General features: G+C 59.2%; 24 protein-coding genes. 14 read left to right on the top strand and 10 right to left on the bottom strand.

Translation table 11 applies throughout. The features are described 5' to 3' along the window. Positions 1-212: 212 nt before the first annotated feature. Positions 213-815: a TetR/AcrR family transcriptional regulator gene (locus HMPREF2919_RS06170; RefSeq protein ID WP_070542296.1), complete on the bottom strand. Its 603-nt coding sequence runs from the start codon at positions 813-815 to the stop codon at positions 213-215. A 291-nt stretch (positions 816-1,106) separates the two neighbouring features. On the opposite strand from HMPREF2919_RS06170, the gene HMPREF2919_RS06165 reads away from it, so the two are divergent. From HMPREF2919_RS06165 to HMPREF2919_RS06150, 4 genes are all read left to right on the top strand, one after another. After that, positions 1,107-2,057, top strand: coding sequence for a hypothetical protein (locus tag HMPREF2919_RS06165; protein WP_049340057.1), 951 nt, complete (start codon positions 1,107-1,109; stop codon positions 2,055-2,057). Between the two features lie 249 nt (positions 2,058-2,306). Further along, positions 2,307-4,049: a cation:proton antiporter gene (locus tag HMPREF2919_RS06160; RefSeq protein WP_070542299.1), complete on the top strand. Its 1,743-nt coding sequence runs from the start codon at positions 2,307-2,309 to the stop codon at positions 4,047-4,049. Between the two features lie 179 nt (positions 4,050-4,228). Further along, on the top strand, positions 4,229-4,747 hold the full coding sequence (locus HMPREF2919_RS06155) for a hypothetical protein (RefSeq protein ID WP_070643776.1): 519 nt from the start codon (positions 4,229-4,231) through the stop codon (positions 4,745-4,747). Positions 4,748-4,759: 12 nt separating this feature from the next. Then, positions 4,760-5,119 (top strand): ATPase, encoded by a 360-nt coding sequence (locus HMPREF2919_RS06150; RefSeq protein WP_070643769.1) that lies wholly within the window; start codon positions 4,760-4,762, stop codon positions 5,117-5,119. 77 nt (positions 5,120-5,196) lie between these two features. Here HMPREF2919_RS06150 and HMPREF2919_RS06145 read toward each other — a convergent pair whose 3' ends face one another. The 6 genes from HMPREF2919_RS06145 to HMPREF2919_RS06120 form a co-directional block, all read right to left on the bottom strand. Next, complete coding sequence (locus HMPREF2919_RS06145; protein WP_172855766.1) at positions 5,197-5,721, bottom strand: hypothetical protein; 525 nt, start codon at positions 5,719-5,721, stop codon at positions 5,197-5,199. Between the two features lie 145 nt (positions 5,722-5,866). Continuing rightward, on the bottom strand, positions 5,867-6,640 hold the full coding sequence (locus HMPREF2919_RS06140) for an HAD-IIB family hydrolase (protein ID WP_044149982.1): 774 nt from the start codon (positions 6,638-6,640) through the stop codon (positions 5,867-5,869). 172 nt (positions 6,641-6,812) lie between these two features. After that, a complete protein-coding gene (locus HMPREF2919_RS06135; RefSeq protein ID WP_012902656.1) occupies positions 6,813-7,667 on the bottom strand; it encodes a PTS system mannose/fructose/sorbose family transporter subunit IID in 855 nt (284 codons plus the stop codon). An 11-nt stretch (positions 7,668-7,678) separates the two neighbouring features. After that, complete coding sequence (locus HMPREF2919_RS06130) at positions 7,679-8,545, bottom strand: PTS mannose/fructose/sorbose transporter subunit IIC (RefSeq protein ID WP_012902657.1); 867 nt, start codon at positions 8,543-8,545, stop codon at positions 7,679-7,681. After that, positions 8,542-9,522 (bottom strand): mannose/fructose/sorbose PTS transporter subunit IIA, encoded by a 981-nt coding sequence (locus HMPREF2919_RS06125; protein ID WP_049326832.1) that lies wholly within the window; start codon positions 9,520-9,522, stop codon positions 8,542-8,544. The genes HMPREF2919_RS06130 and HMPREF2919_RS06125 overlap by 4 nt, the downstream gene beginning before the upstream one ends. A 688-nt stretch (positions 9,523-10,210) precedes the next feature. After that, entirely contained in the window at positions 10,211-11,080 is an 870-nt protein-coding gene (locus tag HMPREF2919_RS06120) for a PRD domain-containing protein (protein ID WP_070666822.1), read from the bottom strand. Positions 11,081-11,328: 248 nt separating this feature from the next. On the opposite strand from HMPREF2919_RS06120, the gene HMPREF2919_RS06115 reads away from it, so the two are divergent. The 7 genes from HMPREF2919_RS06115 to HMPREF2919_RS06085 all read left to right on the top strand — a co-directional run bounded on the left by HMPREF2919_RS06115 (position 11,329) and on the right by HMPREF2919_RS06085 (position 19,645). After that, positions 11,329-12,072, top strand: a complete 744-nt coding sequence (locus tag HMPREF2919_RS06115; RefSeq protein WP_049345979.1) for a response regulator transcription factor — start codon at positions 11,329-11,331, stop codon at positions 12,070-12,072. Between the two features lie 93 nt (positions 12,073-12,165). After that, complete coding sequence (locus tag HMPREF2919_RS06110) at positions 12,166-13,821, top strand: sensor histidine kinase (RefSeq protein ID WP_246824063.1); 1,656 nt, start codon at positions 12,166-12,168, stop codon at positions 13,819-13,821. A 264-nt stretch (positions 13,822-14,085) separates the two neighbouring features. Continuing rightward, a complete protein-coding gene (locus HMPREF2919_RS06105; protein ID WP_049352268.1) occupies positions 14,086-14,787 on the top strand; it encodes a TetR/AcrR family transcriptional regulator in 702 nt (233 codons plus the stop codon). A 196-nt stretch (positions 14,788-14,983) separates the two neighbouring features. Continuing rightward, complete coding sequence (locus tag HMPREF2919_RS06100) at positions 14,984-17,797, top strand: MMPL family transporter (protein ID WP_070666820.1); 2,814 nt, start codon at positions 14,984-14,986, stop codon at positions 17,795-17,797. Between the two features lie 124 nt (positions 17,798-17,921). Beyond that, entirely contained in the window at positions 17,922-18,326 is a 405-nt protein-coding gene (locus HMPREF2919_RS06095; RefSeq protein WP_246824062.1) for a fluoride efflux transporter FluC, read from the top strand. Beyond that, positions 18,326-18,778 carry a fluoride efflux transporter FluC gene (locus HMPREF2919_RS06090; RefSeq protein ID WP_070666816.1) on the top strand — a complete coding sequence of 151 codons (453 nt, stop codon included), beginning with the start codon at positions 18,326-18,328 and terminating at the stop codon, positions 18,776-18,778. The genes HMPREF2919_RS06095 and HMPREF2919_RS06090 overlap by 1 nt, the downstream gene beginning before the upstream one ends. A gap of 225 nt (positions 18,779-19,003) precedes the next feature. Further along, positions 19,004-19,645 (top strand): VanZ family protein, encoded by a 642-nt coding sequence (locus HMPREF2919_RS06085; RefSeq protein ID WP_070666814.1) that lies wholly within the window; start codon positions 19,004-19,006, stop codon positions 19,643-19,645. A gap of 141 nt (positions 19,646-19,786) precedes the next feature. Here the strand turns inward: HMPREF2919_RS06085 and HMPREF2919_RS06080 are convergent, their stop codons facing one another. The 3 genes from HMPREF2919_RS06080 to HMPREF2919_RS06070 form a co-directional block, all read right to left on the bottom strand. Beyond that, the gene (locus HMPREF2919_RS06080) at positions 19,787-20,794 is read right to left on the bottom strand and encodes an MIP/aquaporin family protein (protein WP_070599537.1); all 1,008 of its coding nucleotides are present in this window, start codon (positions 20,792-20,794) and stop codon (positions 19,787-19,789) included. A gap of 482 nt (positions 20,795-21,276) precedes the next feature. Further along, entirely contained in the window at positions 21,277-22,506 is a 1,230-nt protein-coding gene (argE, locus tag HMPREF2919_RS06075) for an acetylornithine deacetylase (RefSeq protein WP_070666812.1), read from the bottom strand. Between the two features lie 131 nt (positions 22,507-22,637). After that, positions 22,638-23,180, bottom strand: a complete 543-nt coding sequence (locus HMPREF2919_RS06070; protein WP_070666810.1) for a flavin reductase family protein — start codon at positions 23,178-23,180, stop codon at positions 22,638-22,640. A 394-nt stretch (positions 23,181-23,574) separates the two neighbouring features. Here HMPREF2919_RS06070 and HMPREF2919_RS06065 point away from each other — a divergent pair, with 394 nt between their 5' ends. The 3 genes from HMPREF2919_RS06065 to HMPREF2919_RS06055 all read left to right on the top strand — a co-directional run bounded on the left by HMPREF2919_RS06065 (position 23,575) and on the right by HMPREF2919_RS06055 (position 26,901). Then, positions 23,575-25,575, top strand: coding sequence for a DUF6541 family protein (locus tag HMPREF2919_RS06065; RefSeq protein ID WP_070666808.1), 2,001 nt, complete (start codon positions 23,575-23,577; stop codon positions 25,573-25,575). A gap of 196 nt (positions 25,576-25,771) precedes the next feature. Continuing rightward, the gene (locus tag HMPREF2919_RS06060) at positions 25,772-26,515 is read left to right on the top strand and encodes a glycosyltransferase family 2 protein (protein WP_049345957.1); all 744 of its coding nucleotides are present in this window, start codon (positions 25,772-25,774) and stop codon (positions 26,513-26,515) included. Between the two features lie 2 nt (positions 26,516-26,517). After that, positions 26,518-26,901 carry a DUF2304 domain-containing protein gene (locus tag HMPREF2919_RS06055; RefSeq protein ID WP_049345954.1) on the top strand — a complete coding sequence of 128 codons (384 nt, stop codon included), beginning with the start codon at positions 26,518-26,520 and terminating at the stop codon, positions 26,899-26,901. Positions 26,902-26,948 lie beyond the last annotated feature (47 nt).

Raw genomic sequence — 26,948 nt, 5'->3', positions numbered from 1 at the left:
CACCCCACCCGCACCCGATACACCCCGGATGCGAGCACGTGTCACCTCTAGACTAAAACAGAAAACCAGCAAACATCGACTCAGCCACCAAACCGCACCGGTATCAGCGCGCAGCAGAGCAGCCAGCACCAACGCACGCAAAAGCCCCGCACCCCCACAAGGGGGCACGGGGCACCATACACAACTAATAAACCAAAAGAGGAACAGGCGACTTACGCATCCTGCGTATAAGGCTCCTGCACCACCATCATCGAATCAATCGCAGAAAGCAGATCCTGACGGTAACGGTTAAACGCATTCTCAATCAGAGGAACATCGCCGCTCGCCACAGCCTCCTGCGGAGAAATCAGCGGCAGAGTCTGATACTCCTCCACCAGGCTCAACGCAATATGAGTCAACAAACGAGCACGACGTAGCGCCTCCGCATGACCCAAACCAAGCGCCTGGAACTCATGAGCCATCGCCACCACCGGCTTCAACTCACGCGGGTGCAGAGCCAAGCTCAAACGCACCACCTCAGGGCACTCACGAATCGGGTACAGCAGAGAGAACAGAAGATCACCGCGGCGAATCATCGAAGCGCGAATAGCCTCCGGATTCGGCTCAGCCTCCTCCGACATCGACTTCGGGGCACGAGCCAGAATGTAATCCGCCAACAGAATCAGAAGCTGCTGCTTATTCTTCACGTGGTAGTACAGAGCGCCGGGAGCCACGTGAAGCTCCTGAGCAAGTCGGCGCATGGAAAGGTCCGCCAAACCGTAGGTCGCCAAGACCTCGTAGGCGGTATTTAGAATCTTTTCACGGGAAAGTACCACCCTTTCATTTTAGGGTGTTCAAATCTGTTGCGGGAGCAAGATGCACCCCGTGGCAAACAAAAACCCCACAAATACGCGGTACAAACCCAAAAAGCAATGTTGATTCTCACTCACCCGGAGCGAACGGTTCGCGTTTCACGAGCACTTTTGCCACCAAAAACGCTTCAGCACACACAGAATAGGTAGCCGCCCACGCTCTCGGCATAAAATCACGTCTTAAACCGCCCAAAACCGCCAAGACAGGTAAACCTCGCGGGCGAACGCCCCAAAATCAGGTGTTTAATATTCGGTATGAGCAATGCATTTTCTGAACTAATCGAGCGCGCCACCGCAGGCGAAGGCCTCAACCGCGAAGAAATCCACACCCTCCTCGTGGACGGTGACGGACAGGACTTCACCCTTATCGAGGCAGCCTCCGTCGTGCGCCGCAACGAATTCCGCAACATGATTGCGATCCACACCGAAGATGAAGCACTCGCCGACGCCCTCGGCACCCGCTCCATCGCCGTGGACTCCTACGAAGTACTGGATATCTCCCGCGATATCGACTCCGAAGAACTCGCGGCAAGCATTGAACGTATTGCAGAATCCTCCGCCATCGGCGTGACCGTACTACTGCCCGAAAATGCAGTACCCATGATGCTCATGCGCGTGCTGTCCATCCTGCGTCTGGCAGCACCCGCCAAGGTCATCCACCTGCCCGAAGGCTACGAACAGTCCCTGCGCTCGCTGACCTCCCTCGCAATGCACGTGGTCAGCGCCATCACCATTACCGATGATATTGAGCAGTGGCCCATGGTCAACGAGGTACTCAAAGCACTGCGTCACGGCGGCATCGTCATCTCCGGCACCGGTGGACGCGACGCCCTCGCAGGCTACCTGCGTTACCTCTCCGACCTCGGCGTGGACCTCATGGGTCACCGCGACGCACGCGGCTCCGCCTGCGGTTCGGTTGACGGTGGCGGTTGTGGCTGTGGCTCGGGTGGCTGCGGTAGCCACGAGGAGCCGGCACCTTCCGCCGGTGGTTGCGGTTGCGGCTCGGGCGGATGCGGTTCCTCCGCTGAAGCTCCGGCTGAGGCTCACGGTCACTCCCACGGTGGTGGCGGTTGCTGCGGCGGCCACGACGAACCAAAGGAAGAAAAGGGTGGCTGCTGTGGTGGCCACGACGAGCCTGAACCGGTCGTGGAGGAAGCTCCCGCTGGCGGTTGTGGCTGCGGTGCTGGTGGATGCGGCTCTAAGTAATCTGCTAGAGGTAGCTACCCCAATCGATATATTCCAAATATAGAATTTTCCCCTGAATAACCTGCTGAAAAGCAGAGATATTCAGGGGAAAACTCTATATTCCGTAAAGAGCATTAGGCTTAGAGGTAAACAACACCACAATAAACGCTGCAGAACCCCCATATCCGAAAAGCGGAATGAGCCCCTCCGGTAGAGTAGAAAGACGTAGCCGACTAACCCTAGCCGCGCGAAAGGAACAACACCGGACCAATGCTTTACCTCTCCGTTATTGTCATCATCCTGATTGCGACCGTGTTTATGGTCAGCGTCGGTGATCGACTCAACCTCCCCTGGCCGGTCATGATGACCCTGCTCGGCACCGCCGCGCTCTTCATCCCCAACCGACCGGACATCACCATCGACAGTGACATCATCCTGCCAATCTTCCTTCCGCCGCTACTGTGGGCCATCGGCGTTAAATTCTCCTGGGGCACCCTGCGCCGCCGCTGGAGATCCGTACTGCTCTACTCGGTCCTTCTCACCACCGTCTCCGCCCTGGCAATTGCCAGCGCAGCCATGTGGTGGGTCCCCGGCATGACCATCGCCGTCGCCCTTGCCGTCGGTGCCGCCGTCTCCCCGCCCGACCCCGTCGCCGTGGAAGCAGTCGCTGAGCCCGTCGGCATTCCCCGCCGCCTCATCGGCACCCTGCAGACCGAAGGTAGCTTCAACGACGCTATCGCAATCGTTCTCTTCCACGCCGCAATCCACTCCATGACCAGCGGCCACCACATCGAGCCGCTCTCGGTCGCCAAGGACTTCGTGCTCGGCTCGATCCTCGCGGTCATTATTGGTTATATCTTCGGCTGGCTTGGCGGCTACGTTCGCCAGCGTGCCCACGACGTGGTCACCAGCAACGCCGTGACCCTCATGATCCCCTTCGGCGCCTACCTCGCTGCTGAAAGCGTGCACGCCTCCGGCGTTATTGCCGTGGTCATCGGCGCTATCCAGTTCACCAGCACCAAATACATGGCGGCACTCGAAGCGGAAGAACGCCTCTCCTCCACCTCCTTCTGGCAGATTATTGAGCTGCTCATGACCGGTGTCGCTTTCGGCCTCATCGGCCTGCAGGCAAGTAGTATCATCGCCACCGCCGACCCCTCCCGTATCGCAAGCCTCTTCGCTGACGGTGCCCTGGTCGCACTGGTCGCCATCCTGGTGCGCCTCATCTGGTTCACCATCGTCTGGCTGGCAGGACGCAAGAACCCCATCCACGAGGGTGCACCCGAAAGCTTTGCTGAAGTTATCGTTATGACCTGGTCCGGCATGCGAGGCCTCGTGACCCTGATTCTTGCCCTGTCCATCCCCGTGGTCAACGGCACCGAACAGGTACGCCAGGACGCCATCGTCATGATGCTCTCCGTACTCTTCTTCACCCTCGTGCTGCCCGGCCTGACCCTGCCCCTGCTCGTGAAGGTCCTTGGCGTGCAGGCTAACCATGAAGAAGAAACCGCCGTACCCGAGCTGCTCCAAATTGCGCAGGACGCCGCCCTTGAAGCGCTACAGGCTGAAGCGAAGGCAACCACCGACCCGGAAACCTACGCTCGCGTGAAGGAAATGTGCTCCGCCATTACCCGCCGAGACGAAATTAGTGAGGCACTGCCCGAAGAATACAAGCAGTACATGGAGAAACTTAAGGACAAGAGGAACGACTTTGTACGCCTGCGCGACGCCGCCCTCGTCGCCGCGCAGAATGAGGTCATTGCGGCGCAGGACCGCTACGACTCCCACGACGTGACCCGCGTGGTGCGTAAGCTGGACATCCTGGCGCAGGCTGAAAGCATCCGCTCCTCCGGCATGTTCATTCTGCCCGCCATGACCGCCGGCGCGGTCGCCATGGAACGCTACAACCTCTGGAAGAAGCACCAGGGCACCCTGAGCACCCGCGCAATCCCCGTGGTGGAGAACGCGCCCGCCTCGCCCCTGGTCACTAACGAGGTAACCCCCAAGTCCTAGCCGGTACGCCCGTGCGCGAACACTACGTTTCTGCCCCTGCCTACGCCACCGAGTAAAGCCCGCTGGTCTTTAGCTCACAGGCGATAGACAGGGGCAGAAGCAGATTAAGCCTCAACTATCACCTAAAATGAGAACCGAACGTTAGCTCTCTCAAACTCACGAACACATTGAAAGTAGACATGGATTTCAAGACTCTTTCGCCTGCGTACCTGACCTCCCTCGGCGTGATTTTTTGCGGCGCGCTCTTGATCGGAACCTCCAGCCCCTGGCTCCTGTGGCTCGGCTGGATTCTTCTGATTCTTGCGCTGGGTCTGAACGTCCTTGCCTTCGTGCTGTCCGTGGGTAAGGCGAAGGGTAACCCGACCCCCGCACTGGTTGCCAACCTGGACGGCTTCGAGTCCTCTGTGGAGAACCGCATCCGCGAGCGCTCGGAGCACCGCCGTGAAGAGCGTGAAGCTGCTGAGCATGAGGTAGTCGAGCAGGAGGCGGGCGAGCACGAGGTAGTGGCGCAGGCTGAGCAGGAAGTAGCTCCCGCTGAGGCTGTTGAAGCGACCGAGCCCGCTGAAGCTGCAGAGGTCCGCGAGGAAGAGCCCACCGAATCTCAGCCGATTGTTGCTCCCGCCCCCGGTCGCATGAGCGTTCTGCCCTCGCGCCCCCGTTCGGGTCGCACCCCCAAGCCCCGCTCCAACGCACGCTAAGGCAGGTCGGTCGTGAATACGAAGTTTTTGCTTTCCCCGGCGTACCTGGTTTCTGTTGCCCTGATGCTTTCCGGTGCGGTGCTTTCCGGCGGTCGGTTCATGCTGATCGGCTGGATTCTGTGCATTGTGGGCGTCTGCCTGAACGCCATGACCCTGGTCGTGCTGACGAACCGCGAGCAGCTGTACACCATGGACGCGAAGGCGGTTCGCGCCTCCCGCCGCGGCTTTGATAATCGCCCCGCTGTGGTGCAGCGCCTGGATGAGGTTCCGGCTACTGATGATGCGGGCGAAGAACCTGCGGAGCTCACCGAGGGCGCCGCAGAAGAACCTGCTGAAGCACTTGTTGAAGCGCCCACGCAGAAGACCAACTAGGCTTTATACCTTTAGACGCTAAAACCCCCTCAGAGAACATCTGAGGGGGTTTCTTGATGCCTGTGCACTCACGATGTTTAGCGCTGAGTGCCCAGCTTCTGCGCCGCGAAATCCGCGTACTCCTGCACATGCGCGCGAGCCTGCTTGGTCAGCGCCTTATTCTCATCCAGGATGCGCGTCGACTGCGCCGCCATCAGCTCCAGGTACTGGCGGTTGCGGGTCTTTTTCCACGCGGTGCGTGCCGCCTCCAGCTCCGCAAAATCGTTGAGCGCCTGACGCTGCATCGTGTAGCGAACCCACATGAGCACCAGAATCAGCACCAGCGGGATGAGACACGCCCAGCTCTGCCACAGCCCGTACAGCGCCGCCGCAATGGCGCCCAAAACAATCAGCACCGGGGAAATCGAGACGATGGGGGAGTCCGGGCGGTTCTTCTGGTTCTTCACGAGTGATTCACGCGCCATAGCGCGGAAGGTGTCAGAGAAGCTGGACGGGTCGTAAGACTGGGCAGGCTCCGGTTGCTGGCTCTTCTGGGACTGGCTCTTGGGAAACTGATCCTTGCCGGGCTGGTTCTTACGGGGCTGAGAAGCGGAAGGGCACATAGAAACCTCACGGGGGTACACGGGGAGTAACGGGAAAGCGGTGTTTCACGTGAAACGGGGGAGCGGATGTGACGGGGAGGGGAGCTGCGCAAGAGAAAGCGGCTAGACGGGTTCAGCGCTCGCCTAGCCACCGCCTTCGAATCAGCTACAGGGAAGCCTCAATGAACTCGTACGCCTTATCCACACAATCGGTGGTGACGGCCTTGACCTCATCGGGGGAGTAGCTGAAAGACGCCGAACGGTCGGCGTAGCGGTGCATGTCGATATCGTTCCACGAGTCGCCAATCGTGTGCACCTCATAGGAGCTACCCGGATGCTCCGACTGCAGGTACTCCACCAGATGCTGCAGACCGGTGCCCTTTGTGCAGGCGGGCGGCACAATATCCAGGAAATCCTGGTTCTTGTGGCAGTCCACCGAATCACCAAAACGCTCCAGAATCCAGGTGTACGCCGCCTCGCGAACCTGAGCATCCGGAATCCACAGGGGCACACCCACGTACTCGTGGTTCTGCAGGTCGTCAGCCGGCAGGGGAGTGAACTCCGGCAGGATATTCGTCGAGGAGCCCACCCGGTCGCAGAGGCTGTAATCGTTATCCAGAGTCGTCGCGAACAGAGCCACGCCGTCCACGGTGCTGAAATGCTCGTAGCACGCTTGCACAACACTCACCGGAAGAGGCTGATGGTAAATCACCCGGTACTGCCGGTCAGTAATCACCGCACCCGTGTACAGCACGTGGTAATCAAAACGGATGGCGGTCGGGTTCAACGCCAGTTGCGTGGCAAAAATGCTCTTGCCCGTGCACGAGACCGCCAGGTTACCCTCCGCCTGCCAGCGGGCAATCGCCTGCTCAGTGGCAGGCTCCACGGCACGGTTAAACAGGATCGTGCCGTCAAGATCGAAAGCCATCAATTTGGTCATAGAAACTCCTTCGCGGGAGGGCTGCATTGCCGCGAATTGTGCGCCGCAACCCATAAAAAACGGGGGTGCCGCCGGTACTTTTAAGTGTACCGACCGCACCCCCACCACTTGAGATATAGCCCCTGAATCTCACGCCTTCACTGAAGGGTGAAAGGGCTCATTCCTCATATTTTTAGAGAGCCAGGAATCCCAGGTAGGAACCGAGGATGCCCACGCCAAAGAGGGCGAAAATCAACCAGATGGCGTTAATCTTCTTCTTCAGAAGCCACATGCACAGGAAGCACAGACCCAGCGAGGCCAGGCCCGGCAGCAGATCGTTCAGCACGGACTGGACGGTCACATTTACCGTCTCGCCCGCCTGGTTTGTGTAGCTAGTCAGTGGCAACGGAATGTTCACGCTCGTCCAGCGGTACACCAGAGCACCCATCACGAACAGGCCCATCACGGAGGCGCCCTGAGTAATCTTCTGCAGGGTGTTGCCGCCCGCCTCGGTCACAATCTGGGTGCCCTTCTCGTAGCCGTACTTGAAGCCGTACCAGCGGGTTGCCCAACGAATTGCGGTCATGCCGAAGAAGAACAGCAGCGGGCCCAGAATATTGCCGGTCACCGCCAGGGATGCGCCCAGAGCCGCCAGCACGATACGTGCGGTACCCCAGAAAATCGGGTCGCCCACGCCGGCCAGTGGGCCCATCAGGCCCACCTTAACGTTGGTGATGGCGGCTTCGTCAATGTCCTTACCGGCTGCCTTCTCACGCTCCATCGCAGCGGTCACGCCCATAATCGAGGATGCAACCCACGGCTGGGTGTTGAAGAACTCCAGGTGGCGGGTCAGCGCCTCCGCCTGGTCTTCTTTCTTGGTGTAGAAGCGCTTAATGGCCGGAATCATGGAAACCGCGAAACCGATGGACTGCATGCGTTCGAAGTTGAACGAACCGAGCAGGAAGGTGGAGCGGATGTAGGTGTCGACCTTATCGCGCTGGGTGAGCTCGGGAACTTCAACGAGCTCGACGTTCTTGTTTTCAGTCATGGTGATGCTCCTTATTCGAGCTCGTTGTCGAGGTCATTGGCGGCGGCCGGTGCTACGGCGGGTGCCTCACTCTTATGGAAGAGCGGGTTCAGCTGCGTGTACAGCAGGCCCAGGCAGGCGCCGACCAGGCCGATAGCAACCAGGTTGAACTGTGCCGGGGTGGACAGTGCCACGAGGACGTCCTTTGAGCTTCCGCCGGGTAGCGGCACAATCGACTGGGTTGCCGGGATAGCGGCGGCGGCGATGAAGCCGAGGAAGAAGAAGGGCATGAGGGCCTTCGAACGCATCATGTTGATGACCATTGCGAAACCGACCACGGTAATCATGCCACCGGCAATACGCAGACCGATGGTCACCTGTTCCGGAATCATGCCCAGCAGGCGGGTCAGCTCGTCGGAGCTAATCAGCGCCACAATAGCGGTCGGGATAGCCACGCGCAGACCCTGCAGAGCCATACCGCTAATGTGCATCAACTCAATACCGCGGAAGTTAGCCGTCTTTGCGAAATTATCCGCCTGATGCTGGAAGAACACCGTAATGGTACGAACGAAAATGGTCAGAACCTGACCTGCTGCCGCCAGCGGCACAGCAATAGCAATACCGGTGGTGATGTCCTGGTGACCCTGAATCACAACAACAGCGGAGATGGTGGACGCCAGAGCTGAGTCGGGAGCCATCGCCGCACCGACGTTCATCCAGCCCAGGGCGATGAGCTCCAGTGCGCCACCGAGCATAATGCCGGTAGTCGGGTCACCCAGCGCAAAACCCATCAGGGTGCAAGCGACCAGGGGGCGGTGGAACTGACGCTCGTCCACCACGGATGCGACGCCCGCAATGAACGCCACGAGAACAACGAGAATAAACGTCAGGGCGCTCATGCGTCCAGGCCTTTCTGCTTGAGGATCTTTTCCAAATCAACCGGGGAGTGGTTGGGCAGCTGCTGCACCGTCAGCTTCACACCGCGCTTAATGAGTTCGCGGTAGGCTTCCAGGTGTTCCTCGGAGGCGTACACTGCGTCCGAAAGCTGAACCATGCCGGTCTTGAAGGTGACGCCACCAACGTTCACTTCGTTGATCTTGACGCCTTCGTCGAGCAGTCGCACCACGTCAACGGGGGATTCCACGACGAACATGGTCTTCATGCCGGTGTACTTGGGGTTGTTGTACACGCGGCCAGCCTTAGCGATGTCCAGGACGTTGGTCTTCACGCTGGTCGGCGCGACCTGCAGCAGCAGGGACTTGCGCAGCTGATCGTGTGCCGCATTATCGGATGCCGCGATGAAGGTCTGCGGTGCGATATGCGGAACCCAGGTGCCTGCCACCTGACCGTGAATCAGACGGGAGTCGATGCGGGTGAAGATAGCGTCCATGGTGCCGCCGGGAACCTGCTGAGCAGCCGGAACCTCGACCGCCTTGGTCTCTGCGGGCTTCGCCTCGGCGGGCTTGGCGGCCGCGGGCTGGTTCGCCTCCTGGAAGGAGCGAATACCCTTAGTGCCAGCCTTGTGCGCCTTAGCGACCAGGGACTTGAGGGTTGCGTTCTTACGGCCTGCGCCGGAGATGACCTCAATAAGCATCGGTACGTTGACACCGGAGACGACGTCGACGCCCTCGCGGGTGGCTGCGAACTGCGCACCGGCGTTGTAGGGGCTACCGCCGAAGAGATCGACCAGCAGCAGGGTTTCTTCTGCTTCAGACGCCTCAACGATGCGGGTGTACTCTTCGACGAGATCTTCGGGGCCCTGACCCGGCAGGAACGTGACCGGGTGGACGTTTTCGAAGTTACCGAGGATCATGCCGGCGGTCTTCAGCAGAGCCGGAGCCGACTCGCCGTGTGCCGCCACAATGATAGTGACCATAGTGGTCCTCTCGTGTTCGTGACATGGTGTGTAGTGGCCCCGTGAGGAGCCTCATAATTCTCAGATAGTAACACGTTGTTTTTGTGTTTTGTGGGTTTTTTCTGAGCATGCACACTTTAGGTTCTTGTGACATTTTTTCAAGTGTTGGAATATGGGTTTTTGATGTCAAAACACGTATTTATTGCCAGGGTGTAAAAAATTTAAACAGAACACCGAAAAATGCTTGTCTGCGCGAAGGGGTTAGCGTTACTCTCGCGAAAATTCGGGAGTATTGGCGTCTTGCTGATGGACTGGCGAGGTGTTTGACGTGGAATATGTGGAGCGCACGAGTGCGAGAAAATGACTTACAAAGAAAATACCGAGCAAAAAATGAGTGTGCGAATCAAAAGATGTGGGATTAATAAAAAACCCACATTTTCCTGCGGTCTGTCCACAGAATGGTATTTCTGGAATACGCCGCTATAAACCGTCATTTCAAAATTTAAATCGACGCGCTAACGCGCGAAGGAAAACCCGGGAAAACGACAATTTAGTGACAGGTTGTATATATAAATAGCAACCCACCTTTAACGGCCACGTTCCGCCCGGCGCGCCCCCAAACCTGGATACAGAAAAGCGGCGGATACAGAAAAGCGGCCGGAGTACCCTCCAACCGCTTTCGCCCCTGCATTTTTTGGAAGCACCAACGCTAGGCGTTAATGCCCCACATATCCCGCGCCAGGCGCGCAATATGAATCGTCAAATACGTCAACTCATCACGAGTCAGGGTCTGCTTCAACTGCATCTGCAGCACCAACAAAACCTTCTGTGCACACGCGTAGGCGCGCGGTGCATCCGCACGAAGAGCAGCCAACAAACTCGGCTGCGACACCTCATCAACATCCTCCGCACGATTTGCGGAGGCGCGGCTCGCCCGCACAAACAGGTACCGCAGGTGCGTCACAAAACGTGCCGCACTCATGGAATCCGGGTCGAGCTTGCGCTCGTAGCTTGCCTCAATAATTTCAAAAACCTGCGCGAAAACCTCAGTCATGCGGAATGCCTGAGACATGTCTGCCGTCGCAAATTGTGCATTGACCAGGTGCAACGCGAGGGGGATAGCCTCGTTTGGGTCCAGCTCAACCTGCAGGCGCTCGCGAACCATCGCCAACACTGCGCGGCCGTACTCCACCTCGCGTGGGTAGAGAACAGTCACCTCCGGGGCGAGCGGATACTGCACCCGCACCCCGTCACGCGCACGAACCACCGCATAGTGCAGGTGATCAGCCAGCGGAAGAATAAACGAGTTCGACAGCTCCAGCGCACCCTCGGCGCGCACCTTCGACTCCAAAAGCGTGGCAATCGACAGAATCTCCGTCGGAATCTCAGACAGAGTCATACTCAAACGCTCACCCGACATGCCCTGCTCCGGCACAAACGTCTGCTCCACCGCAGACGGGTCAATCAGCTGACCCTTACGCTTACCAAAGGCAATGCCGCGACCAATCATCACGGACTCCTTGCCCAAATGATCCACAGTGAGGACAACATTATTGTTATAGATACGGCTAATGCGCATGTGTCCTCCTTTGCGGGTGTCGGGGCGCCTGTGTCGGGGTGACACACTGAAACAATAAAAGGCGATTGAGTATCACCTAAGCTACTACAAATTTTACCGAAAGTTTGAAGCTGTCATGAAGGGTTGACGCGCAAATGCGGGGTAAAGCTGTGCCCCAGCTGTGACGCGGGCAAGCATTCCATAAGTTTGCGGCTGAAAACCGGCTCCCGCCTCACGCGCGAACCCTAAATCGCGATACCCTTAATCACATGAGCAGCAAAGCAACCGAAATCGCAAAGAACCTTCCCGCGCTAGAGCACCCGGACGGTAGTCCCATCCGCGCCCTCGTCGTTGACGATGAGGAGATGCTCAAAGAACTCGTCAGCATGGGTCTGAAAATGATCGGCTGGGATGTGCAGTCCGCAGGTGACGGTCCCTCCGCACTCGCGATTGCCCGCGATTGGCGCCCCGATGTGCTCGTGCTGGATATTATGATGCCCGGCTTCGACGGACTGGAGCTGCTCTCCCGTATCCGTAAGTTCTACCCCGAGGTTCCCTGCCTCTTCCTGACCGCTAAGGACTCGGTGGATAACCGTATTGAGGGCCTTGCCGCAGGTGCGGATGACTACGTGACTAAGCCCTTCTCCATGGAAGAGGTCATGATTCGCCTGCACCGCCTGGTGCAGCGTTCCGGTGTTGCCGCCATTGACGATGCTGAGTTGGTCGTTGGCGACCTGGTGCTGAACCAGGATACCCGTGAGGTCACCCGCGGTGGCGAGCAGATTAACCTCACCGCGACTCAGTTCGACCTGCTGCGCTACCTCATGGAGAACGCGAAGCGCGTGGTCTCCAAGAGTCAGATTCTTGATAATGTCTGGAACTACGATTTTGGTGGTCAGGCGAATATTGTGGAGCTGTACATCTCGTACCTGCGTAAGAAGATTGATGTGGGTCGCGAACCGATGATTCACACCGTGCGCGGTGCCGGTTACGTGCTACGTCCCGCCGTCTAAGTTTATTCTCTGCTCTTCATATGGCGCGGTATAACACCCGGTTATACCGCGCCATATCAGTTATATTCTGTATTTCGAATATAGAAAGAAAGGATGTTCGTGGGCTCCTACTCACCCGGTGAAACCGCCTCCCCGGATAACGAAGCAACCCGCCCCCTGCGCGCGGGTGCCCCCGCACGAGACGGTGCCGCCCCCTCCCCGGGGAACTTCTTCGTGCGCCTACGCGCAGCCTGGAAGAGCATGAGGAACCCCGAGGCATCCCCCGAAGAGCTCGGGTACGTACCCCACCTGCGTTCGCGCCTTATCGCCATCCTCGTGACAGCCCTCGGCATTGCATGCCTCATCATTGGCCTGTCCACCTACGTGACCCTGCAGAACTCCCTCTACCAGCAGGCACAAAGCGACCTCAAAGAAACCAGTCACCGCGTAGTGCAGCCGACCTCCCGAGACGGCAAGCGAGAAGAAGTGGACTGCAGCGACCTGCAGAAGAGTAGCTCTCTCTTTGCGCCCGGTCAGGCGTCCGGAACCATCATTACCTGTGTTGAGTCCGAAGGTGCCGTGGAAATCGCCAGCAAGCTCGCCAAGGACGGCACTGTACAAACCCTCTCCGCCAATGACCAGGTAACCCTCGGAACCATGGCACTGAACGCCACCAAAGAAGAAGTCCGAGAGGTCAAACTGGAATCCGGCCTGTACCTCATCAAAATCACCCCGAAGGCTAATAGCAGCGCCGACGCTCAGGTGGTTGGTATTCCGCTCGCCAACGTACAGCAGACCCTCACCATCTTCGTGATTGTGGTAGCCCTCGGTTCCATCGCAGTGATGGTCGGTGCCGGCGTGGCGGGCTCTTACATTATTCGCGGCACCATGAAGCCCCTGGAGCGAGTCTCCGCGGTGGCAACCGATGTGGCGCACCTGGACCTGGAAGAGCACACCATCTCCTCGGCGGTGCGAGTGGAGCCGCGTGATTCCGACCCGCGCACCGAAGTGGGTGCCGTGGGCTACGCCCTCAATCAGCTGCTCGATAACGTGAACTCTGCTCTGGAGGTGCGCGAACGCACCGAACATCAGATTCGCGCCTTTATTGCGGACGCCTCCCACGAGCTACGCACGCCCCTTGCCGCCATTAAGGGGTACTCCGATATGCTCCGCTGGACCGAGCCGCTCAGCGAATCCGGCCAGTCCTCCCTGGCGCGTATCGACTCGCAGACCGAACGTATGTCCCGCCTAGTTGAGGATCTGCTGACCCTCGCTCGCCTGGACGAGGGTCGCGAACCCAAGTTTGAGCAGGTTGACCTGACCGAGCTGGTGCTTGAATGCACCTCCGACATGCAGGCGGCAGCGCGCACCCACGAATGGCACCTGAACCTGCCTGACGAGCCGGTTGAGGTTGTTGCCGACCGCTCCCAGATTCAGCGCGTGATCTTGAACCTGCTCTCGAATGCCCGCAAGCACACGGACGAGGGTACTCGAGTGACCGCTGGCCTGGCCGTGGATACTGCACGCCGTGAAGCCGTGGTGACCGTGACCGATAACGGTCCGGGTATTGCCCCGGACTTCTTGCCGAAGATTTTTGACCGCTTCACCCGTGCCGATAAGGCGCGTTCCGGTTCGGATGGCACCACCGGCCTGGGACTGGCAATTGTGCAGGCGATTGTGCAGGCGCACGGCGGTTCGATTCAGGTGCAGAGTCAGCCTGGGCATACGGTCTTTACGGTGCGTCTGCCTTTGGAGGCGGCGCGCGCCTAATGCGCCTGCTCGGTGGCTTGCTGAGCGGCTCGCTGAGCGGGTAGCCGGGTGAGTGCTCGAGGGGGTGGGGTGTGTTGTGCATACCCCGCCCCTTGGTGCGCGTTTTTGGGGTGTTATAGCGCCCTGACGTGCTAAAACACTAAATTGCTTGTTGAGTAAAGATTAAATCTGCACTTCAAGTTTATTGCCTTGAGTGCAAATATGTGGTGAATCTAACCCCCAAATAGTTACTCCCGGTGAAACATTGCGCGTATTGTAAAAAGCATGGCTAATCTTGTTGAATCCCCCGCAAACATCACGGACAAGCGTTCCGCCCGCAAGGCAGAGAACCGCATCGCAATCGTTGAGGCAGCAGAATCCCTCATCCTCGAGGGCGGCTACGGCGCCCTCAACGCAGAAGCACTCGCGGAACGCGCAGGCGTCTCCCGCCGCACCATCTTCAACCACTTCGCCTCCGTAGACGACGTGCTGGTCACCCGCATGAACCAGTACTTCAACCGCATCTTCGAAGAATGCGACTTCACCATCTCCGGTGAAAACGCAAGCATGGAAGCCGAAATGCTCTCCATTGCCCGCAAGGTCTTCATGAGCAACACCCTCGAAGAGTACATCGCACCCTTCGCACACCTGCTCTACGCCCTCGAAATGGACAGCCCCGCGAAGTTCGAAGAATATTCGCACGTCATCCTCGAGCGCACCTACGACATCTTCCTTGAGCAGTACCTCGAGGCGTACCCCGACCTGCCCTACCTGCGCGTGGCAGTCTTCGCCTCCAACCTCGCCGAAACCATCGGTGAAGGCGTCTACTACTACCTCACCCGCGCCGAAGAAATGACGGTCAAGGTCGCAGCGGAAGCCCCCGAAGGCACCCACCCCGAAGCACTCGCCATCGAAGCGATGCGCCAGTGCGTACTCGAGGCACTCGACTACCTGGGCCGCCTGGTCCAGGGCGAATTCGCAAGCTAAGCCCCATAGCGTTCACGCTCAAAAACTCTCGCTTCGGGCACCTCTCTGCAGGTGCCCGAAGCGGGGTGTTTTTTGCCCAAAAACAGGCAGTAGCGTTCGTAGTGTAGGGCAAAACTATTGGGTAAAACGGCAGGGCAAACACCACGCGCACCCAACACCCAAACTCTTCACTCACTCAACTTCAAAGGACTGAATCATGGCTACATGGCTCTACCGCATCGGTGAAGCCGCCGCCCGTCGTGCATGGGCTGTCATCCTCACCTGGGTACTCATCGTCGCCGGTGTAGCGGGTGCCTACACCGCGTTCCACGGCAAGCTCAGTAACACCTTCACCATGCCCGGAACGCAGACCCAGCAGCTCTCCGACGAGCTCGCACAGCGCTTCCCCAGCGCCAACCGCGGCTCCGGCCAGATCATTCTCACCACCGGTGACGGCACCGCCCTCACCGAAGAGCAGAAGCAAGCATTCTCCGCCGCTCTGAGCGCACTGCCCAGCGAGGTGCCCTCCGTGGATGCGGTCACCGACCCGTTCACCACCACCTCTAAGCTTGCAGAAGCGAAAACCCAGCTTGACGAGGCGCACGCCAAGATTGACGCCGCCCCCTCCCAGATCGAGGACGGCAAAAAGCAGCTGAATGCCGCCGCCTCGCAGCTTGAGGACGGCATGAAGCAGATTGCCGACAACGAGAAGAAGCTCGACGACTCGCAGGAGCAGATTAGTGCAGGTCGAAAGCAGCTCACCTCCGCACAGAAGCAGTTGGACGACGCGCAGGCACAGCTGAAGGACGGCTACGCCCAGGCGGAGGCGGCAGGCTCACCCGCCGCCATGATGGAGCAGCTCAACGCCCAGCAGACGCAGCTGACCGAACAGCAGAACGCGCTCAATCAGCAGCGCGACACTCTCGCCGAGAGTCAGAAGCAGGTTGACGCGGGTCGCGCAGAAATCGCCTCCAAGAAGGACGAGCTGGCTGAGGGCAAGAAGAAGCTGGACGAGCAGCGCAACCAGCTTCAGAAGACCGAGAGTGACCTGCCTGCACAGCGTGAGCAGCTGGAGCGTCAGCAGAAGCTCTACGACTTCACCGCCGGCTACCGTATGGTCTCTGAGGATCAGTCCACGGCGATTGCGACTGTCTCGTTTAAGAAGAAGATTTACGAGGTGCCGTCCGCCGAATTGCAGAAGGTCATGTCCGATCTCGAGTCGGCGAACCTGCACGGGGCGACCGTCCAGTTCGACGCGAACCTGAGTGAATCCGCGCTTGGCGGCGGCTCGCACACCGGTGAGGTTGCGGGTATGGTCATCGCCTTCATCGTGCTCATGGTTATGCTCGGTACTCTCGTTGCTGCCGGCCTGCCGATTCTCATGTCTCTGGTGGGCGTGGTGGTGGGTGTGCTCGGCACGCTTTCGCTTTCCTCCGTCGTGGAGATGAGTTCTACCGCCTACACCCTGGGTCTGATGCTTGGTCTGGCGGTCGGTATCGACTATTCGCTGTTCATTCTGAACCGCTACCGCACGAACCTGCTGGATGGCATGCCGAAGGTCCAGGCGATTGCTCTGGCGAACGGCACGAGCGGTAACGCCGTGATTTTTGCGGCGAGTACCGTGATTATTGCGCTCGTGGCGCTGAACGTGACCGGTATTCCCTTCCTGGGCGTGATGGGTAATGCCGCCGCGTTCTGCGTGGTTGTTGCCGCCCTGATCGCGGTGACGCTCACCCCGGCGGTGCTGTCCCTGGCGGGTACCAAAATCATGTCGAAGAAGCTGTGGGCTTCCATCGATACCCCGCAGAAGATTGCGGAACGCCGCGCGCAGGATGCCGAACGCACCGAGAAACCGAACGGCTGGTTGCGCCTCGTGCTGGCGCGTCCGCTACTGACCCTGGTGGCCGGTACGCTGGCGCTGCTGGCGGTTGCCGCCCCTATGTCTCAGATGCGCCTGGGTCTGCCGGACGCCTCAAACTACCCCTCCGATAGCGCCGCGTACAAGTCGTATGCGCTGGTCAAGGACAAGTTCGGTGAGGGCATGAGCGCCCCGCTGGTTGCGGTCGCGCACACGCCCGCGAACATGAGCGAGGAGCAGGCTCAGCAGGCACAGATTGATATCGTCTCTGCGGTGAAGGAGCGCGGCGGCGCGAACGTGCAGGCTGTGGTTCCCGGCGGTATGACCGATGACCGTACCCTGATGATTTTCCAGGTGATTCCTGCCCACAGTGCAAGTTCTGTGGAGACTGAAGAGCTTGTCCACGAGCTGCGAGCCGTGACCGTTCCGGTTCAGGGCTCTGAGGTGTCTCTCGGCATTGCGGGTCAGACCAGCGGCAATATTGACGTCTCCGAGGTGCTCGCGCAGAAGCTGCCCCTGTACCTGGGCGTGGTGATGGGGCTGTCCTTCCTGGTGCTGATCCTGGTGTTCCGTTCGATTATGGTTCCGCTGGTTGCCTCGGTGGGCTTCCTCTTCTCGGTGCTGGCGAGCTTCGGCGCCGTGGTGTCGATTTACCAGTTGGGCTTTATGAGCTCCCTCTTTGGCGTGGACCATCCGGGTCCGGTGCTGTCCTTCTTGCCGACCCTGCTCATCGGTATTCTTTTCGGTCTTGCGATGGATTACCAGATGTTCCTGGTGACCGGCATGCGTGAAGCGTACGTGCACGGCAAGGATGCGGCGACCGCCATTGTGAGCGGCTACAACCATGCGGTGCGTGTGGTGGTGGCTGCCGCGATCATCATGATTTCAGTGTTTGGTGGCTTCATCTTCGCTGATTCGACAATGATCCGCCCGATGGGCTTCGGTCTGGCGTTCGGTGTGCTCGTGGATGCGTTCATTGTGCGCATGACGCTGACCCCGGCGATTATGGCTCTGCTGGGCGATAAGGCGTGGTGGATGCCTAAGTGGCTGGATCGCCTCACTCCGAATATGGATGTTGAGGGCGCCGCGCTGAGTGAGAAGATGAGCGAGAATATTCAGCACGAGCGTGAGTCTGCTGCTGCCGACTCGGGTAGCAAGCTAGGGTCAGAGTAAAGTATTAGTGTGCGTTTGTGCGCTACGGCGCACTCTGAAGACTAATACGAGATGAAAGGGCAGGTGCACAGCGATGAGGAACCGCGCGAGTATCCGACAGTGGATAGGAGGCGTTCTGAGCCGTGTGCCTGCCCCTTTTCTTGTCTTTTTGGGAGGCGGTACGGGGGCGCTGTGCCGCGTGTACACTCCCGGCGGCGTGCTGGTGGCGAACCTGCTAGGTTCGTTCACGCTGGGCCTGCTGACGATGGTGTGGAACGCCTACGCGCGCCGTGACGGTGAGGAGCGGATTCATTCGTTCCGTCTGCTGTTCGGTGCGGGTATGATGGGCGGCTATACGACGTATTCGTCGATTGCGGCGGTTTTGGCGCAGACGATTTTTCTGCCGTACACCATCAACTACACGTACATGATGCTGGCGGTGGCGGTGCTGCTGGTGGGTGGTTTGGTTGCCGCCGCGGCGGGCATGCTGACGGGCCGTTTTGTGGCGTCCCGCCTGGTACCCGTCCACGATGCTGAGGAGGGCCGCTAATGTTTTTCGCTCTGATGGTGTTCCTCTGCGGTGGTCTGGGTGCGATGACCCGCTTCTTCCTCGATAAGGCGATGTCGCCTCGTCTGCGCACGGAGTCGTCGATTATTAGCCCGGTGTTCGTCATTAACCTGGTGGGTTCGTTCCTGTACGGTCTGCTGATTTTGCCGGTGTCGAATCCTCGCGCGCTAGGCGTGCACTATAACGCCACGGATCAGGTGGCGTTCTGGTGCACCGTGATTACGACCGGCCTGCTGGGTGGTTTTACGACCTTCTCGACCGCCATGGTGGAGGCGCTGACTGCCCGTTCTGAGGGCAAGATGGTGAAGTTCCTGATGCTCTGGCTGGTGCAGGTTGTGGGTGCGATGGTGGCTGCGATTGCGGGCGCGTTCTTGTTCGTGCTGCTGTTTGGTCGGTATATTGCGCCGGTGTTCCCGCCGGATGTTCTGTACTGACGGCACCGGCTGTGGTGGTTCTCATGGCATTTTTGGGTGCGTGTACAGCTTTTTCACAGTTTCGCCTAGGGTGAGCCATAGAGCCGTCTTTTACACTGGTGGTGAATGATATGCGGCGGGCATGAACAGACACCCGCTATATACCACCGGGAATATATGTTAGAACAGGCATATATACAGGTGGAAAGCATATAACTCACTCTCACGACCTAAGGAACACACCGCATGCAGGAACTGCTCAGTAAACACATGATTGGCACCTTCGCCATCGAGATTGCGGCGCTTACTGTCGCACTCTCCATCATCGGCTTCATTGGCATGCGCCTGCGCGCCAAGAAGACCGGTCGAGCGCACAGCATCCGCCAGTACCTGCTGACTGCATCCTTCGCACTGTTCCTTGCGTCGATTCTTTCGCTGACGCTGACCCCGATTGGTAGCGCGAATAGTGTCACGAACCCCGAACTCTACTACCCGCGCTTCTACGTGGGCTGGAGCTGGCAGCAGGCATGGGACCTGACGGCTGGCATGGGTCTGCGCCGCTTCTTCACCACCGTGTACGCGCAGCTCTTCTTCAATATCGCGATGTTCATTCCGCTGGGCTTCTTTACGGCGGGCTGCCTGCGCTGGGGTCTGCGCGCTACGGCGTTGAGTGGCTTCGCGCTCTCGAGCTTTATTGAACTGAGCCAGCTGACCGGTAACTGGGGTCTGGCGGGCTTCACCTACCGCACCTTCGATGTGGATGACATTGTGAATAACACCGCCGGCGCGGTCCTGGGTGCGGTCTGCATCTGGGTGGTGCGCGCGATTCAGAAGCGCCGCCTCGCTAAGCATGATCGGGTGCTGGCAATGGCGTCCGCCGCGGCCTAGTGCCCATCCAATTCCTTCCGTGAGGTAGACGCAACGAACCCCTCATTTTCATAACCTGACCGATATTGTGCAGGTTATGAAAATGAGGGGTTCGCCGTTTTTAGATGAAACCCTAGACAGGGAAGTTCTCGGGCGGGAAGACTAGTCGTCCTCAATCACCTGGTTGACGACGCGGGTGCTACGGTTGCCCTTCACCTCTTCGGGCAGCAGAATCGGCATGGAACCGGTCGGCGTGTAGGTTGCCGCGCGTGCCGCCGCGGTAGCGTGGGTGTCCTCAAACTCGGGGATGACCTCGGAGCTGGGTGCGCGGTACAGGTGGCTATTAGCCCACCACGCGAAGAGCAGAACCACAAGTGCCAGAGCACTGGAAACGAACAGCCACGGGCTGACCTGACCCTCGTAGTAGAGCTTGAAGAATGCGCCACCCATGAAACCGCCGGCAATCGGGCCGCAGATCGGAACCCACGCGTAGAACCAGCGCGAGGAGCCCTTATCGTGGATGGGCAGCAGGGCGTGCATGAGGCGCGGACCGAAGTCACGGGCGGGGTTCAGAGCGTAGCCGGTCTGACCGCCCAGACCGATCACGAGTACGGTGACCATGAAGCCGAAGGCGAGGGGCTTGAGCACGTCGTTGAGGTTGAGAGAGAGTTCCACACCGCCGCTGATGGACGGCTTGAAGTTCACACCGGTGTACAGTGCCGAGAAGACCAGCATGAACGTGCCGATCATTTCGGAGAGGGCGTTGGTGAAGTAGTTGTGAATAGCGGGGACGGTGCCGAAAACGCCGAGCTTAATCTTCTTGTCGGCGGTTGCTTTCCAGTGCGGCAGGTAGTTGAGGTAGACCAGTCCGGCGCCGACCATTGCGCCGAGTACCTGGGCGATGATGTAGCCGGGGACCTTCTCCCAGGAGAACTCGCCGAACGCTGCCAGGCCGATAGACACAGCGGGGTTGAGGTGGCCGCCGGAGTAGGCGTGGGAGGCGTAGACGCCGAAGGTGACGGCGAAACCCCAGCCGAAGGCGATGGTGAAGAAGTTGTCGCCGTGGCCTTTGGACCGGCGAAGTTCGACGTTGGCGATGACGCCGCAGCCGATGGTGCACATAATGAGCGTGCCGAGGAATTCGGCGAGGTAGGGGCTGATGGTGTACACGGGGTGTCCTTCAGGTAGTGAACTGCGGGTGGTAAACCGGGATTCGGTCGGGTGCGCAGTGCCGAGCGTGAGGGAGGTGTGGTTTTGTGTGGGGCTATGCCGCCCGAGTGGCGTGTTTAACCTTTGGCATCTATGGAACCCTGAATACCCTAGAAGGGCAATACTTTTGTGTTATTTCACCCTTAGACATAAGCGGTTTTTCGGGTTTTTCGTTTAAAAATAAATGTGGTGGATGAGGGGAAAAACAGGCATAGTCCACACCTTGGACTCATTCCATAAACCCATACTTAAACCCACAGTTCAACCGATCGTTAAATCCATGGCTCAACCAACACTTGAACCCCGCCAACACCACCCGCCATCAGCGCAAAAATGCCCGGGCACCTCACGGGGTACCCGGGCAGTTTCTGTAATTTTTATGCGGCTCTAACTGCGGCTCTTGCGAACCGCGGTGGACTGGCTGTTACGCAGCTACACGGCTACTACTTGGCGCTCGCCCAGTCGAGAATCGCCTCGAAGAAGCGCTCGCATTCGCTCAGCTGCTCCAGCTCAATCCACTCGTTCGGGGAGTGCGCCTGGGCAATATCGCCGGGACCGCAAATGATGCTCTGCACGCCGGCGCGCTGGAACTGGCCCGCCTCGGTGCCGTAGGTGACCTTCTGTGGTGCGTCATTGGTGCCCAGCCACTCATGGGCGAGGTGTACGATGGGTGCGTCGTCCTCGGTACCCAGGCCCGGCACGGCTGCGAGCAGTTCGTGCTTCACACCCACGCGGGAGGTGAGGCTACCGGGCTCTGCACCGGTCAGCTTTTCGGCGCGTGCGGCGCGCGCCTGCAGGTCGGGCAGTATGACCTCCGAAAGTTCGCGGTCAATGCGCTCCACGAAGGATTCGGTGGTCACCTGCGGCAGAGTGCGCACATCGTACTCCACCACAGCCTGCTCGGCGACGATGTTGTACTGCAGGCCGCCGGTTGCCAGGTTCACGCTACCGGTGGAGTGGGGAATGATGAACGACTCGTCGAACGGGCCTTCTTCTTCCCACTGGTCCGCCATGTCGGTGAAGAAGGTGATGAACTCGCCTGCTGCGGCAACCGCGTTCACGCCATGGGTGGCGAGGGAGCCGTGCTTGGGCACGCCGGTGAAGGTGACGCGGCCGCGGTGTGCGCCCTTGTGCGCGTCGATAATGCGCATGCTGGAGGGCTCACCAACAATCGCGTAGTCGGGGGCGAGGTCGCGCGCCACGAACTCCTCGATAAGGGAGGGTGCACCAATGCAACCGATTTCCTCATCGTAGGAGAACGCGAAGTGCAGGGGAGTGCGCAGCTTCGCCTCCGCAACGCGCGGCAACAGCCAAAGCGCCACGGCGAGGAAGCCCTTCATGTCGCACACGCCGCGACCGTAGGCGCGGGTACCCTCCACACGCAGGGTGAAGGGGTCGGCGTCCCACGCCTGACCGGCGACGGGTACGACGTCCGTGTGGCCGGAGAGAATGAGGCCGCCGCGGGTGGTGCCGTCAGCGGCAGGGACGGTGACCAGCAGGTTGGCGCGGGTGCCGTCCTCGTTGTAGGTGCGCACGCCGCTGTAGCCGTAGCGGGCAAATTCGGCTTCGATGAGCTCAATAAGTTCCAGGTTGGAGGTTCCGGAGATGGTGGGAATCGCGATGAGCTTTTCGAGCCAGGGGAGGGATGCGGGCTGGGTGGTCTGAGCCGTCATGACTGTTCCTTCTGTGCTGTGTTGCTGTGCGCTGTCATGTGCTGCGTGCGCTGTTATGTTCAGGGTACGCCGCGGGGCGGTATTCGTCGCCTCATGGTCGTCGAATACCGCCCCGTGACCCCTGCGCGGGGTTAGATGCTGTAGTTGTTCACGTTCGAGTGGTCACCCAGCGCGTGGAAGTTGCGCGAGTGGTAGACCAGCGGGGTGCCTTCGCAGTCGTTGCGGATAAACTCTTCAACCTGTGCGGTGAAGACGAGTGCGGGGCCTGCCTCAACGCGGCTGAGCGGGGTTGCGCGCAGTACGCGGCGTACGCCGTGGACGAGGGGCTCGCCGGTGTGGACGAATTCCCAGGTGCTGGGGTCCTCGAAGCGGGGGTAGTCGTGGGTTGCGAAGTTCTTCGCGAGGGTCACATTCTCAGCGTCGAGCATGTGCACGAGGAAGGAGGACGCAGCCGCAATCTTTGCTGCGGAGCCGCTGTTTGCCTTCAGGGAGAAGGCAATGATGGCGGGGTCTGCGGACACGGAGGTCAGCGAGGAGGCGGTGAAACCTGCGGGTTCGCCATTTTCATCGGTTGCGGTGATGATGGCGACGCCGGCGGGCTGGTGGCCGAAGGCGAGCTTGAACTGCTCGGAGGTGTCGGCGATGGGTGCCTGTGCTGCAATGGTTTCGGTCATGATCGACCCTTTCTTCTGCGGCTGCGTTTAGGGTTCGTCCAGATGTGTATGCGTTGGGCGACCCTTTGTTAAGGGGAGATATGTTTCAGGGTAAAGCTAAAGGGTGGTGAACACCTTATTTATTGCCCTATGTTTCTTAGGTGACCCTTTCGTGACATTGAGCGTGAAATATTACGTCATAATCTTCGTCTTTTGGGAGCTTCGAAGATGCGCTCTGCCGATTGTCCCGCTTCGGGGTCTGAGTAGCGGGTTGTGGGTGCTGTCCCTCTCTCTTCCGCGGGGTTTCGCGGGGGTGAAGAGGGCGCTAAGGTATCCTTGCTTGGTACGCGAAAGCGCACCGCACCCCGTATTTGAGGGGTTTTCCGGTGCGTGAACTGTGGGGAGAAGAGGGTTAATGAGCTGGTTGGCAACTATTCCGCTGCTACTTTTTGCGGTCGTGTTGGCTTTTGGCCCCGGCTATGCAATGGGCTGGGCGCTGCGTGTTCCCGCACGTCTGCGCGTTTTTTATGCGCCGCTGCTGTCCTTCGCTTTGGTGGCTGTTTCCGCGATTGTGCTGGGTAAGACCGGTATTCCGTGGAGCCTGATTTCTTTCGTGCCGGTTGCCGCCGTGCTGGTGGCTGCCGCCGCGGGTGTGATGCACCTGGTGGGCCGCCGCTGGCCTGCTCTGGCGTCTGCCTCGTGGCCGGGTAATGATGTTCCTGTGGCATGGCCGGTGGTGGGTGCTGTGTTAGGCGGATTCCTGGTGCTGCACATGACCGAGGACATGGTCTACGGGCCTGAGGCGTTCTCGCAGAGCCTGGATAATTCCTTCCATATGAATGCGATTCGCTGGATTCAGGAGCACGGCGATGCCTCCAGCCTGACCCTTGGAGCAGTCGCTGCTGCGAACCAGGAGCCGACGTTTTACCCGGCGGGTTGGCACGATTTTGTGTCCCTGATTTATAGCACCACGGGTACGAGTATTGCGACCGCCACCATTGTGACCGTGCTACTGGCTTCCGGCATTTTGTGGCCCTGCTCGCTGGTGGCGCTGAGCCTGAGCATCCCGAAGCTGCGCCGCCTGCAGGCCCTAGCTATTCCGGCGATGATTTGCGGTTTTGCGGCTTTCCCGGGCCTGCTACTGCGCTGGGGTGTGCTTTTCCCGAACCTGCTGGGCTATGCCCTGCTACCTTCATTTGTGGCACTCATGGTGTACCTGGTACAGGTGATGGTACGCCGCGAGTATTCGGCATCCCTATCGCTGGGTTTAGCCTCCCTGGTGGGTCTTGCGGGTCTGGCGCTGGTGCATCCGAATGCGGTGGTTTCTGCCGCAGCCTTTGCTGTACCCCTGCTACTGGCTGGTGTGGCGCAGGTCCTGCGTTCGCATGAGTTGATTGCTCGACAGAAATGGGTGGGTTCCATCCTGCTACTGGCTTTCCTGGCTGGTTGTGTAGGGGCCTGGCGTGTATTACGTCCCGCTGAGTTTGCAAGTAATACTTGGTCGCCGATTCTGACCGAGGGTGAGGCCCTCTATCAGTTCCTCTTCCTGGGCCTGGAGAATGGTAATCAGCTGGGTGATAAGTTTAATCCCTCCTACTTGGCGGGTTTCCTGGTTCTGTGGGGTGTGGGGTACCTGCTGTACAAGCGCCGTAACCTGTGGCTGATTGCCAGCTGGGGGCTGATTGGTTACCTGTGGATTGTATCCGCCTCGGTGCCGCGCGGTGAGTTCCGCCTGCTGATGGTGGGCCCCTGGTACACCGACCACTTCCGCCTGGCGGCTCTGGTGGTATTCCCCTCAGTGATCCTAGCTGGTATCGGCTTGGGTGGCTTCGTAGAAGGTCTGCTTACCTGGGTTGCGCGCCGAGCACCACGCCCGGCACGCTTGAAGGTTGCGACCATCGGCATGGGTGTCGCGATGATCCTGGTACTGGTAGTTGCTGGTCTTTCTTCGCGTGTTCCTTCGGTGCAGGAGACGACCCAGGCGGTCTCTCGTGAATACCGCCTGACCCCGACCTCTGTGGTGTTGAATCAGGACGAGATGAACGTCATTAATGAAATCCCGAAGATCGTACCGAAGGACGATGTGATCGTGAATAACCCCTGGGACGGTAGCGCCTATATTTACGCGCTGGCGGATCGTCACCTGACGGGATACCACTTCGAGTTTGAGACCTCACCCAAGTACTCGGCGATTATGCACAACCTCAAGGACGCTCGTACAAACCCGGAGGTGTGCCGCGAAGTGAACGAGTACAAGGCCCACTGGTACGTTCACCTGGAGAACCAGCTGAACTTCGGCCCGGACGCCCAGAAAAACTACGACGGCCTCGTGGCTGCTATCGATACGGATGTTCTGACTCCGGTGTACTCCTCGGGTCCGATGACTCTGTACCGTATTAGCGCGTGCGATAACTAATGCGATAACTAAACGGTGCCTCAGCGCTCCTACGGGGGTGCACGCATCTGCAGAAATTCGTGCAGTGGTCTGCATTCTGGCGCTAAATCTGAGATACTGCGGAACCACTGATATGATGAAAGTCGGTATGTCTACTAGGGCATGCCGGCTTTCACACGCACGGTAAGACACATTCGTTAGGAGGGGTAGCTGCCCTATGGGTTCTCCCACATCGCCTCTTACCCCCCACACGTATCCTCGTACGCTGGTGATTATGCCCGCCTGGAACGAGGAAGAAGCACTGCCCGGCACTATTACTGAGCTGCAGGAGACGGTGCCCTTCGTGGACCTGGTGGTGGTCAATGACGGCTCCACCGACAACACCTCCGCTGTGGCTCGTGAGGCGGGTGCTTTTGTGATTGACCTGCCCTACAACATGGGCGTGGGTGCCGCCATGCGCACCGGCTACAAGTACGCGCAGCGCATGGGTTACGACTACGCCATGCAGGTGGATTCGGATGGTCAGCACCACCCCGAAAGTATCCCCACGCTGATTGAGGCAATCAAGGACTACGATATTGTAATTGGTTCCCGCTTTGCGGAGGGGGCTGCCGACTATGAGGTGTCAGGTCCACGCAAGTGGGCGATGGGCCTGCTATCGTTCCTGTTCACCCGCTCGGCGGGCACCCCGTTCACGGACGTGACCAGCGGCTTTAAGATTGCTAACCGCCGCGGCATCGACTTCTACTGCCGCAACCTGCCCGCCGAATATTTGGGCGACACAATCGACATCACCGCCATGGCTATTAACAATGGCTTGAAGGTGCGTCAGGTGCCGGTGAATATGCGTGAACGTCAGGGAGGTACCCCCTCCTCCGGTCCGCTGAAGTCTGCTGTCTATCTGGTTCGTTCACTGTTTGCCTACGGCATTTCGGTGAGCCGCCGCCCCGAGGAGAAGTAATCATGAGCGCGAGTGTTTTTTTCCTCATTCTGTCCGTACTGGTGTGTGCCTTTGTGATTGTGCAGGTGCGTCACCAGCGCATGAAGGAGCGGTACGCCGCCCTGTGGCTGATTATCGGCGCGGTCATTATCGTGCTGGGCGCTTTCCCGAGTCTGCTAAACGGTGTGGCGGACTTTGTGGGTGTTGCCCTGCCGGTGAACCTGTTGTTCCTGCTGTCGATTCTTTTGCTCATGGGCGTCAGTATTCACCTGACCCTGGAGCTGTCGCGCCTGTCGGAGAAGACCCGTATCCTGGCTGAGGAAGTCGCCATTTTGAAGGCGCTTCAGGAGCAGCCGGAGGGTGCATCTGGCTTAGGCCGTAAATCCTCTGCACGGGGCGAGCAGTAGGAACCATAATTTTCTTTTAGTATTTTTTACCCCTTTGACCTGGAGTA

It is taken from the genome of Rothia sp. HMSC068E02 (assembly GCF_001813565.1).
Classification (GTDB): Bacteria; Actinomycetota; Actinomycetes; order Actinomycetales; family Micrococcaceae; genus Rothia.
Note: the sequence above shows the minus strand (reverse complement) of the source record. Positions and strands in the feature narration are given on the sequence as shown.

Coding starts and splice junctions, on each gene's coding strand:
- HMPREF2919_RS06120 (WP_070666822.1), bottom strand. CDS start 11,080: ATGCGCATTAGCCGTATCTATAACAATAATGTTGTCCTCACTGTGGAT.
- HMPREF2919_RS06105 (WP_049352268.1), top strand. CDS start 14,086: ATGGCTAATCTTGTTGAATCCCCCGCAAACATCACGGACAAGCGTTCC.
- HMPREF2919_RS06115 (WP_049345979.1), top strand. CDS start 11,329: ATGAGCAGCAAAGCAACCGAAATCGCAAAGAACCTTCCCGCGCTAGAG.
- HMPREF2919_RS06070 (WP_070666810.1), bottom strand. CDS start 23,180: ATGACCGAAACCATTGCAGCACAGGCACCCATCGCCGACACCTCCGAG.
- HMPREF2919_RS06055 (WP_049345954.1), top strand. CDS start 26,518: ATGAGCGCGAGTGTTTTTTTCCTCATTCTGTCCGTACTGGTGTGTGCC.
- HMPREF2919_RS06085 (WP_070666814.1), top strand. CDS start 19,004: ATGCAGGAACTGCTCAGTAAACACATGATTGGCACCTTCGCCATCGAG.
- HMPREF2919_RS06090 (WP_070666816.1), top strand. CDS start 18,326: ATGTTTTTCGCTCTGATGGTGTTCCTCTGCGGTGGTCTGGGTGCGATG.
- HMPREF2919_RS06135 (WP_012902656.1), bottom strand. CDS start 7,667: ATGACTGAAAACAAGAACGTCGAGCTCGTTGAAGTTCCCGAGCTCACC.
- HMPREF2919_RS06160 (WP_070542299.1), top strand. CDS start 2,307: ATGCTTTACCTCTCCGTTATTGTCATCATCCTGATTGCGACCGTGTTT.
- HMPREF2919_RS06155 (WP_070643776.1), top strand. CDS start 4,229: ATGGATTTCAAGACTCTTTCGCCTGCGTACCTGACCTCCCTCGGCGTG.
- HMPREF2919_RS06110 (WP_246824063.1), top strand. CDS start 12,166: ATGTTCGTGGGCTCCTACTCACCCGGTGAAACCGCCTCCCCGGATAAC.
- HMPREF2919_RS06100 (WP_070666820.1), top strand. CDS start 14,984: ATGGCTACATGGCTCTACCGCATCGGTGAAGCCGCCGCCCGTCGTGCA.
- HMPREF2919_RS06140 (WP_044149982.1), bottom strand. CDS start 6,640: ATGACCAAATTGATGGCTTTCGATCTTGACGGCACGATCCTGTTTAAC.
- HMPREF2919_RS06060 (WP_049345957.1), top strand. CDS start 25,772: ATGGGTTCTCCCACATCGCCTCTTACCCCCCACACGTATCCTCGTACG.
- HMPREF2919_RS06065 (WP_070666808.1), top strand. CDS start 23,575: ATGAGCTGGTTGGCAACTATTCCGCTGCTACTTTTTGCGGTCGTGTTG.
- HMPREF2919_RS06145 (WP_172855766.1), bottom strand. CDS start 5,721: ATGTGCCCTTCCGCTTCTCAGCCCCGTAAGAACCAGCCCGGCAAGGAT.
- HMPREF2919_RS06125 (WP_049326832.1), bottom strand. CDS start 9,522: ATGGTCACTATCATTGTGGCGGCACACGGCGAGTCGGCTCCGGCTCTG.
- HMPREF2919_RS06130 (WP_012902657.1), bottom strand. CDS start 8,545: ATGAGCGCCCTGACGTTTATTCTCGTTGTTCTCGTGGCGTTCATTGCG.
- argE (WP_070666812.1), bottom strand. CDS start 22,506: ATGACGGCTCAGACCACCCAGCCCGCATCCCTCCCCTGGCTCGAAAAG.
- HMPREF2919_RS06165 (WP_049340057.1), top strand. CDS start 1,107: ATGAGCAATGCATTTTCTGAACTAATCGAGCGCGCCACCGCAGGCGAA.